This window comes from Microbacterium hydrocarbonoxydans (assembly GCF_023715885.1).
Classification (GTDB): Bacteria; Actinomycetota; Actinomycetes; order Actinomycetales; family Microbacteriaceae; genus Microbacterium; species Microbacterium hydrocarbonoxydans_C.
Genome location: NZ_JAMBOY010000002.1, coordinates 823,632 through 838,703, shown reverse-complemented (window position 1 = coordinate 838,703; position 15,072 = coordinate 823,632). Strand labels below are relative to the sequence as shown.

The 15,072-nt window shown below is 68.8% G+C and carries 17 protein-coding genes; 11 read left to right on the top strand and 6 right to left on the bottom strand.

Annotation, left to right across the window (positions count from 1 at the left end; genetic code table 11):
* The first annotated feature begins 316 nt into the window (after positions 1–316).
* The 7 genes from M3195_RS08265 to M3195_RS08235 all read left to right on the top strand — a co-directional run bounded on the left by M3195_RS08265 (position 317) and on the right by M3195_RS08235 (position 5,185).
* On the top strand, positions 317–2,416 hold the full coding sequence (locus tag M3195_RS08265) for a glycoside hydrolase family 10 protein (protein WP_251586399.1): 2,100 nt from the start codon (positions 317–319) through the stop codon (positions 2,414–2,416).
* Positions 2,417–2,609: 193 nt separating this feature from the next.
* Positions 2,610–3,128, top strand: coding sequence for an Asp23/Gls24 family envelope stress response protein (locus M3195_RS08260; protein WP_251586397.1), 519 nt, complete (start codon positions 2,610–2,612; stop codon positions 3,126–3,128).
* Entirely contained in the window at positions 3,125–3,313 is a 189-nt protein-coding gene (locus tag M3195_RS08255) for a DUF2273 domain-containing protein (protein WP_096714348.1), read from the top strand. The genes M3195_RS08260 and M3195_RS08255 overlap by 4 nt, the downstream gene beginning before the upstream one ends.
* Complete coding sequence (locus M3195_RS08250; RefSeq protein WP_251586394.1) at positions 3,313–3,708, top strand: hypothetical protein; 396 nt, start codon at positions 3,313–3,315, stop codon at positions 3,706–3,708. The genes M3195_RS08255 and M3195_RS08250 overlap by 1 nt, the downstream gene beginning before the upstream one ends.
* The gene (locus M3195_RS08245) at positions 3,705–4,289 is read left to right on the top strand and encodes a DUF6286 domain-containing protein (RefSeq protein WP_251586392.1); all 585 of its coding nucleotides are present in this window, start codon (positions 3,705–3,707) and stop codon (positions 4,287–4,289) included. Before M3195_RS08250 ends, M3195_RS08245 begins: the two co-directional genes overlap by 4 nt.
* Positions 4,286–4,900, top strand: a complete 615-nt coding sequence (locus M3195_RS08240; protein WP_251586390.1) for a hypothetical protein — start codon at positions 4,286–4,288, stop codon at positions 4,898–4,900. Before M3195_RS08245 ends, M3195_RS08240 begins: the two co-directional genes overlap by 4 nt.
* Before the next feature lie 111 nt (positions 4,901–5,011).
* Complete coding sequence (locus M3195_RS08235) at positions 5,012–5,185, top strand: CsbD family protein (RefSeq protein ID WP_144876933.1); 174 nt, start codon at positions 5,012–5,014, stop codon at positions 5,183–5,185.
* A gap of 58 nt (positions 5,186–5,243) precedes the next feature.
* Here M3195_RS08235 and M3195_RS08230 read toward each other — a convergent pair whose 3' ends face one another.
* The 4 genes from M3195_RS08230 to M3195_RS08215 form a co-directional block, all read right to left on the bottom strand.
* Positions 5,244–6,215: a serine hydrolase domain-containing protein gene (locus M3195_RS08230; protein WP_251586389.1), complete on the bottom strand. Its 972-nt coding sequence runs from the start codon at positions 6,213–6,215 to the stop codon at positions 5,244–5,246.
* A gap of 10 nt (positions 6,216–6,225) precedes the next feature.
* Positions 6,226–7,143 (bottom strand): carbohydrate ABC transporter permease, encoded by a 918-nt coding sequence (locus tag M3195_RS08225; protein ID WP_251586387.1) that lies wholly within the window; start codon positions 7,141–7,143, stop codon positions 6,226–6,228.
* Entirely contained in the window at positions 7,143–8,102 is a 960-nt protein-coding gene (locus M3195_RS08220; protein ID WP_251586385.1) for a carbohydrate ABC transporter permease, read from the bottom strand. Before M3195_RS08220 ends, M3195_RS08225 begins: the two co-directional genes overlap by 1 nt.
* 64 nt (positions 8,103–8,166) lie before the next feature.
* On the bottom strand, positions 8,167–9,456 hold the full coding sequence (locus M3195_RS08215; RefSeq protein ID WP_251586383.1) for an ABC transporter substrate-binding protein: 1,290 nt from the start codon (positions 9,454–9,456) through the stop codon (positions 8,167–8,169).
* Between the two features lie 231 nt (positions 9,457–9,687).
* On the opposite strand from M3195_RS08215, the gene M3195_RS08210 reads away from it, so the two are divergent.
* Together M3195_RS08210 and M3195_RS08205 are read left to right on the top strand one after the other, a co-directional pair.
* Positions 9,688–10,554 (top strand): MurR/RpiR family transcriptional regulator, encoded by an 867-nt coding sequence (locus M3195_RS08210; RefSeq protein ID WP_251586381.1) that lies wholly within the window; start codon positions 9,688–9,690, stop codon positions 10,552–10,554.
* Between the two features lie 2 nt (positions 10,555–10,556).
* Positions 10,557–11,732 carry an exo-beta-N-acetylmuramidase NamZ family protein gene (locus M3195_RS08205; RefSeq protein ID WP_251586379.1) on the top strand — a complete coding sequence of 392 codons (1,176 nt, stop codon included), beginning with the start codon at positions 10,557–10,559 and terminating at the stop codon, positions 11,730–11,732.
* 15 nt (positions 11,733–11,747) lie between these two features.
* Here M3195_RS08205 and M3195_RS08200 read toward each other — a convergent pair whose 3' ends face one another.
* Together M3195_RS08200 and M3195_RS08195 are read right to left on the bottom strand one after the other, a co-directional pair.
* Positions 11,748–12,263 (bottom strand): gluconokinase, encoded by a 516-nt coding sequence (locus M3195_RS08200; protein ID WP_251586469.1) that lies wholly within the window; start codon positions 12,261–12,263, stop codon positions 11,748–11,750.
* A gap of 5 nt (positions 12,264–12,268) precedes the next feature.
* The gene (locus M3195_RS08195) at positions 12,269–13,675 is read right to left on the bottom strand and encodes a GntP family permease (protein WP_251586378.1); all 1,407 of its coding nucleotides are present in this window, start codon (positions 13,673–13,675) and stop codon (positions 12,269–12,271) included.
* Positions 13,676–13,808: 133 nt separating this feature from the next.
* Here M3195_RS08195 and M3195_RS08190 point away from each other — a divergent pair, with 133 nt between their 5' ends.
* On the top strand, positions 13,809–14,516 hold the full coding sequence (locus tag M3195_RS08190; RefSeq protein WP_251586376.1) for a FadR/GntR family transcriptional regulator: 708 nt from the start codon (positions 13,809–13,811) through the stop codon (positions 14,514–14,516).
* Between the two features lie 81 nt (positions 14,517–14,597).
* On the top strand, positions 14,598–15,065 hold the full coding sequence (locus M3195_RS08185) for a hypothetical protein (RefSeq protein WP_251586374.1): 468 nt from the start codon (positions 14,598–14,600) through the stop codon (positions 15,063–15,065).
* The last annotated feature ends 7 nt before the right edge of the window (positions 15,066–15,072 follow it).

Below are 15,072 nucleotides of genomic sequence, written 5' to 3'. Positions count from 1 at the left end.
TCGAGAGTTCTCCAGCGATGATCTTCAACACCACGACCCGATGCTTCGACGACATGCCCCACTGTCGCCTATGACGCGACTCACGTGTCGCCGATCACGTGTCGCCTATGTCCTGAACCCAGACACCTCACTCGCCACCGAAACGCAGGATTCCAAGACCCCGACCGGAGACATCCGGTCGGGGTCTTTTGCTTGTCCACCCTCCCCGACTCCACTTGCCCCTGGTCATCCTCACCGGCGTGTGTCAGAGTGATAGTAACTTTCACAACAGGTCGCAACTGTGGAAAGCATTTCCAGGACGGCCGAGGAGGACTCGATGAAGAGAAGACCCATCGCGATCGCTGCAGCGGCAGTGCTCGCGCTGACCGCGCCCGCCGCCGCCGCGGGAGCAGCCGTCGACGAGGAGGCCCTGACCGCGTACGTGAAGAACGCCGACGGCACGTACGGATACAGCGCGACGCCCGTGGAGACGTACCCCGGTTCAGAGGAGCAGGTCACGATCCCGACGAGCCTCGAGCCCGAGAACCGCCGTTTCTCGAGCGCGTGGGTCGGCACGATCGGCAACCTCAACTTCGGCAAGCCGACCGACGTCGCTGACTTCGATGCGAAATACGCGACGGTGCTCGACGACTTCGCCGCCTGGAACATGAACGCCGTGATCTTCCAGGTCAGGCCGCTGCTCGACGCGTACTACCCGTCGACCCTCAACCCGTGGTCGGAGTTCCTCACCGGCACTCAGGGTGCCGACCCGGGCTACGACCCACTGCAGCGCTTGGTCGACGCGACCCACGCGCGCGGCATGGAGTTCCACGCCTGGCTCAACCCGTACCGGGTGACGAACACGAAGATGACCGCGCCCGCCACTCTCGCAGCACTCGGCCTCACCGCCGACGAGGTCAAGGCTCTCACCATCCCCGAGTACATCGCCGCGCTCAACGAAGCCGGCATCCTCGCCGACGACAACTTCGCCGTCCAGCATCCCGACTGGGTGCTGTCGTTCGAAGAGAAGCTGTTCCTCGACCCTGGCCAGCCCGAGGTCCCGGCGTATGTCGCCGACTCGGTCGCCGAGATCGTCGAGAATTACGACGTCGACGCGATCCACTTCGACGACTACTTCTACCCGTACCGGATCACGGTCGACGGCGTGAACGTGTTCTTCGGGACGGCGGGCGAGGACCGCGCGACGTTCGAGGAGTTCGGGCTGACGGCAGGGTACGCCGACAGCCCGGAGGGCATCGAGGCGTGGCGACGCGACAACATCACCGATCTCGTCACCCAGGTCGGTGATGTGATCGATGCCCACAACGCGGATGCCGGCACAGCGGTGCAGCTCGGGATCAGCCCGTTCGGCATCTGGGAGCACAGGGCGCTGAATCCGGCCGGATCGAACACGCCGACCGCGTCGTCGCAGACCTACAGCAATGCGGTGTTCGCCGATACCCGCGCCTGGGTGCAGGACGAGTTGATCGACTACGTGACGCCCCAGATCTACTGGAGCTTCGACCAGGCTGCCGCCCCGTACGGCGAGCTCGCTCGATGGTGGAGCGACGTCGCAGAGGGCAGCCGCACGCAGGTCTACGTCGGTCACGCCCTCTACAAGCACGTGAACAACGGCGGGTGGGAAGCCGCATGGATGAACCCCGAGGAGGTGCCGAACCAGGTCCGCTTCAACCAGAAGCTCGACGGCATCGACGGCAGCGTGCTCTTCAGCTACAACGACATGAAGCCGAGTGACATCGCGGCGCTGCCCCCCGACCAGCAGCCGAAGCACCAGGCGAAGAACACCGCGATCGACCTGCTCCGCAGCGAGGCGTTCGCGCACCCCACGCTGGTTCCCGCCAAGCCGTGGCTGTCGGATGGGATGGTCTCCGCCCCGACCGACCTCGCCCTGACCGACGACCGGTTGACGTGGCGAGCCGGCGATGCCGCAGAAGCGCGCCAGTATGCGATCTACCGAGGTACGGGCACGCCCGAGGAGATCGTGGCGGGAAGCGGCACACTCGTCGACACGATCTGGGCAGGGGGCGCGGCCGAAGCGGGCTACACGGTCCCGGCGTCCGAGCTCGCGGCACTCGGCTCCACGGCTCGTGCGGCCGAAGAGACCTGGGTCGTCACCGCGCTCGACGCCGCAGCGGTGGAGAGCGCGCCCGCCGCGGTCGCCGCGGGGCCGGTCGACCCGGTGGATCCTGTCGACCCGGTCGACCCATCCGATCCCGGCACGCCTTCCGGTGGTACCGGCAGCGGCGGCGCCGCAGCGCCGGGAGCCGCCGGCTCCGCACAGCCGGGTTCGCTCGCCTCCACCGGCACCGAGTTCCCCGTCGCGACGATCCTCACGGCGCTGGCCCTCCTCGTGGCGGGCGGGACCGTGCTCATGACGAGGTCCCGCCGGCGAAGCGCCGCGGCATCCCGAGAGTGATGTCCTGACGGGGTGCGCGGCGATCCCCGCACCCCGTCAGCGCTCTCTTCCCTCCTCCCGAAACTTCTTCGCCCCTTCTCGAACTTCTTTGTGACGAATCGCGCACCTCGTGCGTCCTATCTATGAGCGACACACACGCTCCCGGCGACACCCCTCAGGGATCGGCCGGCCGTCGATACAGATAGGACTCGTCATGGCAACGCAGGACCAGAAGAACACTTCCACCAGCCCCGCCGAGAAGGAGCTGGCTGACACCACCGCCGCGGCCACGCCCGCGCCGCGCGTCGACCGCTCGTCGTCGTTCTCGACGTCGCGAGTCCCCGCCGACGTGAACGCCGCAGGCAGCACGACGATCGCCGACGGCGTCGTCGCGAAGGTCGCCGGTATCGCGGCGCGTGAGATCCCGGGCGTGTACGCGCTCGGTGGCGGCGGAGCCCGCGCGTTCGGCGCCATCCGCGACGTCATCAACGCGACCGACCTCGCGCAGGGTGTGAAGGTCGAGGTCGGGGAGACCCAGGCCGCCGCCGACATCACCATCGTCGTCGAGTACCCCGCCCCCATCCAGGAGGTCGCGAACAACGTCCGCGCCGCCGTCGCGGGTGCGATCACGCGCCTCGTCGGTCTCGAGGTCGTCGAGGTCAACGTCGAGGTCAACGACGTGCACGTGCCGGGCGACGACAGCACCGAGAACGAGGAGTCGCGCGTCTCATGAGCCCCACGTCCACCGGCGCCCTGATCGGTGCCCTCCTCGCGCTCGCCGCTCTGGCGTTCGGCTTCTGGGGATTCCTCCTCGTGGCCGTCCTCGCCGGCATCGGCGCGCTCGTGGGGCGCATCGTCTCCGGCAAGCTCGACGTCCGCAGCCTCGCCGACGTCTTCACGGGGCGGCGAACCTCCTGATGAGCGTCGACCAGAACGTCATCGCCGGTGGCGGCCCCTCAGGGCCCGCCGCCGGCGGGGGAGCCCTTCCCGGCCGCGTCATCGTGCGGGAACGCGTCTATCGAACCGTCGTGGAGCAGGCCTCCGCGTCGCTGATCGGCGTCTCCCGCAGTGACGTGAAGGCCGACGTCATCGAGCGAGGCACGGGGATCGCCCTCCGCATCTCCAGCCCGCTACCCGTCCCCGATCTCGACGACACCGTCGCGATCTCCCAAACCACCCCCGTCCTCGACCGCGCCAGGGAGCTGCAGGAACAGCTGCAGCAGCGCCTCACCGGCATCCTCGGCCGTGAGGTCAGCCGAATCGCGCTGACCATCACCGGAGCGACCATCCCCGAAAGGAGACGAGTGCGATGACCAGCCCGGCACTGCGTCGCGTCGTGCGACGCGAGACCCACTCACCGCGCACCGCCGCGATGTTCGTCGCGGTCATCCTCCTCATCCTCGCCCTGGCCTACATCGGTCTCGAGATCGTGCTGAGCCTCCTGGCCCAGCCGGCGCTCCTGCTCGGTCCGGCCGCGGCGGCGGGGTGGCTCGTGGGGCTGCCGACGGCCCAGCCCGCGGGCCTCGTCATCGCAGGCAGCGTCGCGCTCGCGATCATCGGGCTCATCTTCATCTGGCTGGCCGTGACCCCGGGCAGGCTCTCCCGCCACACCATCGACGCGGGCGACCGCGCCGTGGTCGTCGACAACGGCGTGATCGCGAGCGCCCTGGCCCAGCATCTCTCCGAGGAAACCGGGCTCGCCCGCGACGACGTCACCGTCGGCGTCGGACACCGCAGTGTCGACGTCACCCTGCGGCCGGGCGCCGGCATCCCCGTCGACAAGGCCGCCGTGCAGGCGGCAGCCGAGGCCGAGATCGAGACCTACCGTCTCACCCGCAGCGTCCGCACCCGCGTGCGCATCGAACGCCCGACCCAGGAGGATGACGAGCTGTGAACAACACGAATCGCGCCCTGAACCGCATCCTGCTGTTCATCATCGGTCTTCTGTTCCTGGCGCTCGGCGCCGTGGGCATCACGATCATGAGTTGGCCCACCGCGAGCGAGATCTGGAGCGAGGCCGGCAAGAACTCCGAGTCCTGGCTGGATCAGGCGATCGCCGCGACGACCATCGCCGGGGGCAGCGTCTCCTGGGTCGCGATCGGAGCCGTCGCCGCCGTCGTCGTCGTCATCGTGCTGCTGATACTGGCGCTCACCAGCGTGGCGGGTCGCCGTTCGAAGACGGCGCTGCGCTCCTCGGGATCGCAGAACCCGCTGGGGCGCGTGACGGTCACGGAGTCCTTCGTGTCGGATGCCGTCAAGAACTCCCTCGCGAACCGCGACGAGATCCTGTCGACGAGCGTCACCGCGAACGACATCCATCGCGAGCCGGTGCTGCACGTCGCGGTCACCCCACGGCAGAACACCGACCCGCGCGAGGTCGTCGACCACCTCGACCGACTGCTGACCAACCTCGCCACCCTCACCGGACGCGAGACAGCTACGTACGTGTCGATCCACACCGGACTCCGCGCTCGGCTCGCCCACGACCAGCGCCGCCTGTCCTGACGCAAGCGGCGACAGACACTCACAGACTTATCGTCGGATGCTCACAGGCCGGCGATAAGACGGCGAGAGACCATCTCGCCGTCAGGATCCACCACCACGAAGGGAAGCACCATGGGACTCGACGACAAGATCAAGAACGCCGCTCAGGACATCGCCGGCAAGGCGAAGGAGACCGTCGGCAAGCTGACCGACAACGACAAGCTCGAGGCCGAGGGTAAGGCCGACCAGGTCAAGGCCGACGCCAAGAAGGCCGGCGAGAACGTCAAGGACGCCTTCAAGAACTGAGCGCTCCGCGAACGGCGAAGGGCGGGAACCGGAGGACGGTTCCCGCCCTTCTCGTGTCTCAGGCCGCCAGGAACGCGAAGAAGGATCGACGAACGGCGCTCACGTCGGCGCTCTCCCGCGTGGGGTGCACCCGGTTGAGCAGGAGGACTCCGTAGTCGCCGGTGCGGGGCGAGACCGCGAAGGCGGTGCCGGTGAAGCCGGTGTGGCCGACGGCATCCGCCCGTCCCATCCAGCTCGCGTCGCGGACCCGCAGGCCCACCGCCTGCTCGAAGCCGTCGGCCGGCGCGGCGGGCTCTCTCAGCAGCCGTGCGGATTCGGAAGACAGGACGCGGCCCCCCGCGCCCATGCCGTCGTCGCGCACCACGCGGGCCAGTGCGGCTACGTCGTGCACGGTCCCGAAGAGCCCGGCGTGGCCGGCGGGACGTTCGAGCGCCGCCGCGAGCTCGTCATGCACCTCTCCGCGCACGAGGCCGCGGTCGGGCTGCACCTCGGTCGCCACCGCGCGCTCGGCCTCAGGGGTCCAGGTCAGCGATTCGGCGCCGATCAGCGCGGCGGTCTCGCCGACGAGCTCGTCGAGCCGTCGGCCGGAGACTCGTTCCAGCAGCTCGCCGATCGCGATGAACCCGACGTCCGAGTACCGGTGGATCTCTCCTGGCCGACTCAGCAGCGCCGCGCCGAGAACCGCCTCGCGCAGCTGCTCGCCGCGCATGCCGGTGCGCCAGAGCCGCCCCTCGGCGGGGAGCCCCGAGGTGTGCGTGAGCAGGCGGCGCAGCGTGATCGTCTCGGCGTCGCGTCCCGACCCGACCGGCAGCACGGCCGCGACCGGCGCGTCGAGATCGAGCGATCCCTCGTCGACCAGTCGCAGGGCCGTGACGGTCGTGAAGATCTTCGTCACCGAGGCGAGGTCGAACAGGTGCTCGTCGGTCAGGCGAATCGGGTCGTCGTGCGCAGGGGTCCCGGCGACCACGACCTCCTCGATGCCGCCGGCCGACCTGAGCGAGGCCCAGGCCGACCCGGGCGCTGCGTTCACCACGGCTGCGTCACTTGCTCATGCCGGAGGTGAGGCCGTTGATGATCTGCTTCGTCGCCAGCAGGAACAGCACCACGAGCGGGATCGTCGCGATCGTCAGGCCCGCGAAGAGCTGCGGCCAGTCGGTCGAGTACTCGCCGAAGAAGCGGGTCAGGCCCACCGGCAGCGTGTACGACCCGCGGTCGCGCAGCAGGATCAGCGGGTAGAAGAAGTCGTTCCACACCGGCACGAACCGGAACACGATCACCGTCGCGAGCGCAGGACGCACGAGCGGCAGGAGGATCTGCAGGAACGTGCGGAAGGGACCGGCGCCGTCGATGCGCGCGGCCTCCTCGAGCTCGATCGGCAGCGCCCGGAAGAACACCGTCAGCACGAACGTCGTGAACGGGATGCCGAGGGCGCCGTACACGAGGATCAGGCTGAACACGTTGCTCGTCATGCGCAGCGAGTCGAGCAGGTAGAACAGCGGCAGGATCGCCAGGTGCACCGGCAGCATGAGTCCCGACAGGAACACCGCCTCGATGCCGCGGAAGAACTTCGCGCGAGCGCGGGCGAACGCGTACGCGGCGAGCACCGACACCACGGTCGTGACGATCACCGATCCGACGGTCACGGTGATCGAGTTGATGAAATACGTGTCGAAGGATGCCGTGATCCACGCGTTCTGGAAGCTCGTGAACGTCGGCTGCAGGGGGAGGCCCAGCGGCTCGGTCGCGATCTGCTGCTGCGTGCGCAGCGAGTTGTTGACCATGAGCAGCAGCGGCCCGATCGCCACGAGCGCGTAGCCCCAGAGGAACACGTTCGCGAAGATGCGTCCGAGCAGCGGGGTGTCGGAGGTGCGGCTGCTGCGCCGACGACGGGCGTCCGGGCGCCGGGAGACGATCGCCTCGGTGCTCGGCTCGGTGCGCGAATCGGTGAGGAGGCTCATCAGAACAGCTTTCGTTCGGCTCGACGCATGGTCGAGGTGATGACGACGGAGATCACCATGATGAAGAGGAAGAGCACGGTCGCGAGAGCGGACGAGACGCCGATCGAGTTCGGGTTACCGGACTCGAACGCGGTGCGGTAGAAGAGCAGCATCATCACGTCGGTCGACCCGGCGGGGGCGCCGTTGGAGCCGGCGAGAGCGAACGGGATCGCCATCGCCTCCATGCTGCCGATGAACGTCAGCACGGTGATGATGCCGATGGTCGGGGTGAGCATCGGCAGGGTGATGTACCGGAAGCGCTTGCCGGCGGTCGCGCCGTCGAGGGCTGCGGCCTCTTCGATCTCCTCCGGGATGCCGCCGAGCGCGGCCCCGTACAGGAGGATGGGGAAGCCGATCCACTGCCACGCGCTGACGAGCACGATCACCCAGATCGCCAGCTGCGGGTCGCCGAGCCAAGGGAGTGCGAGGCTCTCGAGACCGACGCCGCGCAGGATCGCGTTCACCGGCCCGAACAGCGGCGACAGCATGAGCGACCACAGGTATCCGATCACCATCGGGCTGACGAGGTACGGCAGCGCGAAGATCGTCTGGAAGAAGCGCTTGGTGCGCTTGCGGCGGTGCAGCAGGGTGGCGATGCCGAGGCCGAGGGAGTTCTGGAAGACCAGCGCCCCGACGAACAGCAACAGGTTGTGCCCGAACGCGTTCCACAGCTCGGACGCGTACGGCTCGGTCGTGAGCAGCGTGATGTAGTTGCCGAAGCCGGCGAAGCCGCCCTGCCTGGTGCCCTGCCAGTCGAACAGGGAGTAGCTGAGCGCGGCGAGCATCGGGTACAGGATCAGCACCGCGAACAGCACGGCCGCGGGCAGCACGAAGAGCAGCGCGGTGGGGGTGGTGAGTGCGATGCCGGTGCGGCTGCGGCGGTTCGGCGTCGTGCGCCGGAGGGGGATGGTCAGAGCCATGTCGAGTCTTTCGCTCCGAGAGGGGGCGCCGTCGCCGACGCCCGGTCGGTGCGGATGATGCGGATCAGGAACCGGGTGTGAACCAGGTGGAGACGCCGGACTGCAGGTCGGTGCCGAGCTGCTCGGGCGTCTTGTCGCCGAGGAACATCGCCTGGATGTCCGGGCCGAGCACCGCGGTGCCCGTGGGGTCGCCGTAGCGGAAGTCGACGAGCAGCAGGTACGGAGCGGGGTTCGCGGTGTACTGCTCGTTCATCTCCTGCATCAGCGGGTCGGAGTACTTCACGCCAGGGAGCGCGGAGAACTGGTCGACCTCGTCGGCGACGAGCTGACCGAACTCGGTCGTCGTCATCCAGTTCAGCAGCTCGGCCGCGGCATCCTGCTTCTCGCTGGCGGCGTTGATGCCGAAGCTGCCGTCGGCGTAGCCGGGCGTGACCGCGTGGTCGAGCGCGCTGCCGGGTGCCGGCGGCACCTCGTAGACGCCCCACTCGGTGTCGGGGGCGGAACTCTGGAAGGTCGGCAGATCGAACGACCCGCCCGGCCACTGGGCCGCCTGTCCGGAGGTGAACTGCAGCACGGCATCCGCCACCGCGATGGCGTTGACGTTCTTGTCGAGATACTTCTGCATGTCCTTGACGGTCTGCAGCGACGCGACGTAGGCGGGGTCGGTGAAGTCGACGTCGCCGGCGAGCACCTTCTCCTCGAAGTCAGAACCGCCGTACTGGGCCGATCCGACGATGTCGTGGAACATCGGCAGCACCCAGTCCTCGCGAGCACCGAGGGCCATGGGCGTCACGCCCTCCTCGAGCAGGGTCTCCTGCAGCTCGATGAACTCGTCCCAGTCCTTCGGCTCCTCGAGACCCATCTCGTCGAACATGGTCTTGTTGTAGAACATCTGCATCGTCTGGTATGCGAACGGGACGCCATAGGTGACGCCGTCGTCCTTGCCCTGCGCGGCGCGGAGCACCGTCGGATCGAACTGGTCGAGACCGTCGACGATGTCGTCGATCGGCACCAGCTGCTCGGACTGGATCGCCGACTGGATGCCGCCGTAGGCGCGGAGCATCGCGATGTCGGGTCCGTCGCTGCCCTCGAGGCCGGTGGCGAGGATCTGGTTGTACTCGGTCGGCTGGAAGCCCTCGAACTCGATCGTCACACCGGGGTGCGACTCTTCGTAGGTGTCGAAGACGGCCTCCCACTTGGGGGAGGATGACGCCTGCCACGACCAGACCTTGAGGGTGACATTCTCACCGCCTCCGGCTTCGCCGCTGGAGGCCGCGGGAGCACAGCCGGCCACGGCGAGGCCCGTGACGAGGATGCCGGCGGTGAGGGCGATACGTGTCGATGGGTGTCGCATGGGATTCCTCTCGGTGGTGAGAGCCGATGGGGCGGCTTGCTCTGCTGTGCGACGGAGAGGCGTCTGTCTACGCACCGGGGTGCTGATGCGGGGCCGTGCGACTGCTCTGTCGTGCTGCGGCCTCGGGGGAGTGTGGCGCGCACTAGACACTCTGGGGAATTACTTTCAGAAATGCAAGACCTTCCTGAAAATCTTTACCAAAAGTCGCCGGCGCTCTGTCATCATGTTCATGTGTCCAACAGCGTCGTGACCGCGATCCACCAGCGTCTGTCGACGCTCACCCCCACCGAGCGTCGGGTCGCCGAGTACGTGCTGGCCCAACCGCAGGTCGTCGTCGACGCGTCGATCACGCAACTGGCGGGCTCCTGCAAGGCGTCGGTAGCGAGCGTCGCGCGCTTCACGAACAGCATCGGGTTCGCCGGGTACCCGGAGATGCGCATGGCGCTCGCCGCGGAGCTCAGCCGCAGCGACTCCGAGCGCGAGCGATTCCAGGTCTCGGGTGGAGACGTCGACCGCGACGACGACGCCGTCACCACGGTGCGGAAGATCGCCTTCTCCGAGGCAGCCGCCATCGAGCGCACGGCCCGCCAGCTCGACATCGACGAGCTCGAACGCTGTGTCGCCGCACTCCGCGGTGCGCGCCGCATCGACATCTACGGCACGGCCTCCAGCGGCCTGGCCGCCCTCGACCTCGAGCAGAAGCTGCACCGCGCCGGGTTCTGGGCGCAGGCCCGCACCGATCTGCACCTCGCCCTGACCGGCGCGGCCCTCCTCGACGGCCGCGATGTCGCGATCGCGATCTCGCACTCCGGCCGAACGCTCGAAATCGTGCAGTCCGCGCAGACAGCCGCGAAAGCGGGTGCCGCCACCATCGCCATCACGAACAACCCGCGCTCGCCGCTCGCGCAGGTGTGCGATCTCGTGCTGGTGACCGCCGTGTCGGAGTCGACCTTCCGTTCGGGCGCGATGGCGAGCCGCATCGCGCAACTGGCGGTGCTCGACTTCCTGTTCACTCGCATCGCGCAGGTCGAGTACGACACGATCTCCGACAACCTGCAGCGCACGTTCCACGCCGTCACCGACCACAGAATCGACTGATCATGCTCCTCGGCATCGACCGACTCATCGCCCGCGACCTCCCCGCAGGACTCACCACCCGCCTGACCGGACAGCGGCTCGGGATGCTGACGAACGACCTCGCGCTGACGAGCGAGCTCCGGCGGGGCCGCGAGTCCCTGCCCGAGGTCGGGTGGAGGCTCGACCTGCTCTTCGGACCCGAGCACGGACTCAGCGGTCGGGCGAGGGAGGGGGAGCTGGTCAGCGACGACATCGACCCCGTCACCGGCGTGCCGGTGCGCAGCCTCTACGGCGACCAGGTGCGTCCGTCGGCCGACGACCTCGGGCGCATCGACGTGATGCTCGTGGATCTCCCCGATGTCGGTGCGCGGTTCTACACCTACATCTGGACGCTCAGCCATGTGCTCGAGGCGTGTGCCGCCGCCGGCGTGGCCGTGGTCGTGCTCGACCGGCCCAACCCGATCGGCGGGCGGCTCGACCAGGCGGAAGGGCCCATGCTCGACGAGAACGCCCGATCGCTCGTCGGCCGCTGGACGATGCCGATCCGCCACGGACTCACCATCGGCGAGCTCGCCCGCCACTGGGTGCGCACCCGCGGGATCGACGTGGAGCTGCACATCGTCGAGGCCACCGGGTGGAACCGTGCTCGCTCGGCGCTCGGCCGGCAGGAACTCACCTGGATGCCGCCATCGCCGAACCTGCCGTCTGCGGCCACGGCTCTGCTCTACCCGGGCACCTGCCTCGCCGAGGGGGTCAACGTCTCGGAGGGGCGCAGCACCGCCGTGCCGTTCCGCGTGATCGCGGCACCGTTCATCGACGGCGAGGAGTACGCGAAGGCGATCGCAGCGGCTGATCTGCCCGGCCTCGCGGCAGTGCCGTACGGCTTCACGCCGCGCGTGCGAGATCATGCAGGAGAGGCGTGCGAGGGCGTGATCCTGCACGTGACGGACCCCGACGTCTTCCGGCCCGTGCGCACCGGTGTGCGACTGCTGTCGCTGCTCGCCGAGCTGCATCCGGGAGCGCTGGAAGAACGCTCGCTCGTGCCGATGCCGGGGGAGTCCGACTGGACGCCGCTCGAGAAGCTGTTCGGCGTAGAGAATGCGTTCGCGCAGATCGTCGCGGGGGAGTGGGACGCGCCGGACGCGCTGGCGGTGCCCGAGTGGTCGGATGCCGTGGCATCCGACCTGCTCTATCGCTGAACGAGTCCCGCTCGGTCAGTAGTCGGCGAGCAACCGCAGCCGTGTCGCGATCTCCGCGGTCTGCTGCTGCGGGGTCTGATCGATCGCGACCTCGATGGCCTTCTCGTCGGCGCCCAGCGGTTCGAGGGTCGCGAACTGCGAGTCGAGCAACGTCGTGGGCATGAAGTGGCCCTGACGGCGCAGCATCCGCTCCAGGATCAGCTCGCGGTCGCCGACGAAGTGCACGAAGGTCACCGCGTCGCGGCGGAGGACGTCGCGATAGCTCCGCTTGAGCGCCGAGCACGTGATGATGCCCGGCTCTCCGGCTGCGATGCGCTCGTCGATCCACTCCGCGATGCGGTCGAGCCACGGCCAGCGGTCGTCGTCGGTGAGCGGATCGCCCGACGCCATCTTCTTCACGTTCGCCTCGGGGTGCAGGTCGTCGCCCTCTTCGAACGTCCAGCCGAGCCGTCCGGCGAGCATCGCGGCGACCGTGGACTTGCCGGTGCCGGCGACGCCCATGAGCACGAGAACGGGAGCCTGTGCAGCCATCATGGTCACACCACCATACTCAGCAGCAGGGTGCCCGCGAGTCCGGTCACCGAGATGAGGCACTCGAGCACGGTCCAGGACTTCAGGGTCTGCGGGATGCTGAGGCCGAAGTACTCCTTGATGAGCCAGAAGCCCGCGTCGTTGACGTGCGAGAGGAACACCGAGCCGGAGCCGATGGCGAGCACGAGCAGCGCGACCATGGGGGAGTCGAGCGTCTCGGTGAGCGGCTGGAGAATGCCGGCCGCGGTGATGGTCGCGACCGTCGCCGAACCCGTCGCGATGCGGATCACGACCGCGACGAGCCACGCGAGCACCAGCACCGAGACAGAAGAGCCGGAGACGAACTGGGCGATGACCTCGCCGATGCCGGTGTCGACCAGCACCTGCTTGAAGCCGCCGCCCGCGCCCACGATGAGCAGGATGCCGGCGATCGGTCCGAGCGACGAGCCGACGATGTCGTTCACCTTGTCGCGGGTGAATCCCGCGCCGTGGCCGAGGATGAAGAAGCCGGCGATGACGGCGATCAGGAGCGCGATGACGGGAGTGCCGAGAAAGTCGAGAGCGACCTTCCACGGCGCGTCGGACCCGGCGGCGGTGATGTCGGCGATCGCCTTGGCGAGCATGAGGAACACCGGCAGCAGGATGCTGATGAGCGTGGCGCCGAACGACGGGCGGCGCTTCGGCTCGTCACCGGAGTCCTCCGCCGAGACGAAGAGCTCGGGGACGGGGACGTCGACCCAGCGCGCGGCGAACCGGGCGAACAGCGGTCCGGAGATGATGACGGCGGGGATCGCGACGATCACGCCGAAGGCGAGGGTCAGGCCGAGGTTCGCGCCGAGAGCGTCGATGGCGGCGAGGGGGCCGGGGTGCGGCGGCACCAGGCCGTGCATGGCGGAGAGTCCTGCGAGGGTCGGGATCGCGATGCGCATGAGCGACTGCCCCGAGCGACGGGCGACGAGGATGATGACGGGAACGAGCAGCACGAGCCCGACCTCGAAGAACATGGGCAGGCCGATCACGGCGCCGATCAGGCCCATGACCCAGGGGAGCGACCGTGCGCTCGCGCGGGATACGAGCGTGTCGACGATGCGGTCGGCGCCGCCTGAGTCGGCGAGCAGCTTGCCGTAGATCGCGCCGAGGGCGATGAGGATGCCGACGCCCCCCATGGTCGAGCCGAAGCCGGCGGAGAAGCTCGTCACCGATGCGCCGATGTCCATGCCCGCGATCGCGCCGGTCGCGAGAGCGCCGATGGTGAGGGAGAGGAACGGGTGCAGCTTCACCCACGTGATGAGGATGACGATGACGGCGATGCCGAGGACGGCGGCGGCGATGAGCTGACCTGCCGGGCGGTCGGTCGGTGCGGCGTCGGAGACGGCGGCCGCGAGCGTGCTGAGGTACGGGTTGGGTGCCATGAGCTTCCTTGATCCGGGCGAACGGCTTTACGTCGTACATAATAAGCATGATTCCTGGTCATCGTGATCATGATTTGCTTTCCGCCTATCTGATGTGCTGCGTGACGCGGTGACGCCAGGGCATACTCGATCCATGACTGCTCCGCGCAACGGCAGCCCCTTGCACGATTCCCTCGTCGACGAGCTCGGTCGAGCCATCGTCGACGGCGTGCACGCCCCCGGTTCACGGATGCTGACGGTCGAGATCGCGGAACGACGAGGGGTGTCGCGGTCGGCCGCGCGAGAGGCGGTGCGCGTGCTCGAGTCGTTCGGACTCGTCTGGGTGCGGCGCAAGTCGGGCGTCGAGGTGCGGCCGCGCGCCGACTGGAACGTCTACGCTCCCGAGGTCATCGCCTGGCGACTCGACGGACCGGGCCGCGATGAACAGCTGCGCGAGCTCAGTCAGCTCCGCTCCGCCATTGAGCCCCTGGCCGCGCGGCTCGCCGCCGGCGGGGCGACCGCGGTGCAGAAGGTCGACCTCGTCTCGCTGGTCGTGGAGATGGCGCAAGAGGACCATGAGGCCGATCGCGAGCGCTACCTCGCGGCGGACGTGCGGTTCCACCGCCTGCTGCTCGAGGCGTCGGGCAATGCGATGCTCGCGGCACTCGGCGGTACCGTCGAGGCGGTGCTCCGAGGCCGCACCGAGCATGACCTCATGCCGCACGTCGCCGATCAGAACGCCGTGCAGTGGCACCGCGACGTCGCCTTCGCGGTCGCGAGCGGCGATGCGAAGGCAGCGGCCGCCGCCATGCGCGACATCGTCTCGGAGGCGGATCAGGCGATGCAGCGCGCGGCGCGCTGACCAGGCGGATGCCGGGGCATCCTCTCTCCGCATTCTCCGCGCACCGGCGTAATGAATCGCCGTGGACTGCGTCTCATCGGTATGACCGCGATCACGCATCCGCAGCTCGACCAACGTCCGGCCGACTGGCCCTCGGGCGAGACGCGCCTGCAGCGGCGCGCGCTGCTCGACCTCAGCATCGACGAGGAGCTCGTCCGGGGGGATCGCCGCGGCGCCGACCTCGCCCCACGCCTGCGGCTGCTGCTGGCGCTGATCGTGGCGGCCGAACTGGATGCCGCGGAGCCGCTGGGTGAGCGGGCGCTGCGCGAGGCGAGGAGGGCTCGGCGGCCGTTCGGCACGGCTCGTCTGCGCACCGACGTGGAGGCGCTGTGCGTCATGAACCTCGCCCGTCGTGAGGGGCGATCCGTGCGGGCGACGGTGGCCGGAGTCGCGGCGATCGAGCGGCCGTCGCTCCTCGGACGGCCACATCCGCCGAGGGCGCTGCTGCGCCTTCTCCGCCGGGCGGAGCTCGATGGCGTGCGCGGAGCCGGCACCCGGCGGCCTGCCTAGACTGGGC

Bases quoted from the DNA above. Each gene is read 5' to 3' on its own strand.
- M3195_RS08265 (WP_251586399.1), top strand. From the start codon at position 317: ATGAAGAGAAGACCCATCGCGATCGCTGCAGCGGCAGTGCTCGCGCTG.
- M3195_RS08260 (WP_251586397.1), top strand. From the start codon at position 2,610: ATGGCAACGCAGGACCAGAAGAACACTTCCACCAGCCCCGCCGAGAAG.
- M3195_RS08255 (WP_096714348.1), top strand. From the start codon at position 3,125: ATGAGCCCCACGTCCACCGGCGCCCTGATCGGTGCCCTCCTCGCGCTC.
- M3195_RS08250 (WP_251586394.1), top strand. From the start codon at position 3,313: ATGAGCGTCGACCAGAACGTCATCGCCGGTGGCGGCCCCTCAGGGCCC.
- M3195_RS08245 (WP_251586392.1), top strand. From the start codon at position 3,705: ATGACCAGCCCGGCACTGCGTCGCGTCGTGCGACGCGAGACCCACTCA.
- M3195_RS08235 (WP_144876933.1), top strand. From the start codon at position 5,012: ATGGGACTCGACGACAAGATCAAGAACGCCGCTCAGGACATCGCCGGC.
- M3195_RS08225 (WP_251586387.1), bottom strand. From the start codon at position 7,143: ATGAGCCTCCTCACCGATTCGCGCACCGAGCCGAGCACCGAGGCGATC.
- M3195_RS08220 (WP_251586385.1), bottom strand. From the start codon at position 8,102: ATGGCTCTGACCATCCCCCTCCGGCGCACGACGCCGAACCGCCGCAGC.
- M3195_RS08215 (WP_251586383.1), bottom strand. From the start codon at position 9,456: ATGCGACACCCATCGACACGTATCGCCCTCACCGCCGGCATCCTCGTC.
- M3195_RS08205 (WP_251586379.1), top strand. From the start codon at position 10,557: ATGCTCCTCGGCATCGACCGACTCATCGCCCGCGACCTCCCCGCAGGA.
- M3195_RS08200 (WP_251586469.1), bottom strand. From the start codon at position 12,263: ATGGCTGCACAGGCTCCCGTTCTCGTGCTCATGGGCGTCGCCGGCACC.
- M3195_RS08195 (WP_251586378.1), bottom strand. From the start codon at position 13,675: ATGGCACCCAACCCGTACCTCAGCACGCTCGCGGCCGCCGTCTCCGAC.
- M3195_RS08190 (WP_251586376.1), top strand. From the start codon at position 13,809: ATGACTGCTCCGCGCAACGGCAGCCCCTTGCACGATTCCCTCGTCGAC.
- M3195_RS08185 (WP_251586374.1), top strand. From the start codon at position 14,598: ATGACCGCGATCACGCATCCGCAGCTCGACCAACGTCCGGCCGACTGG.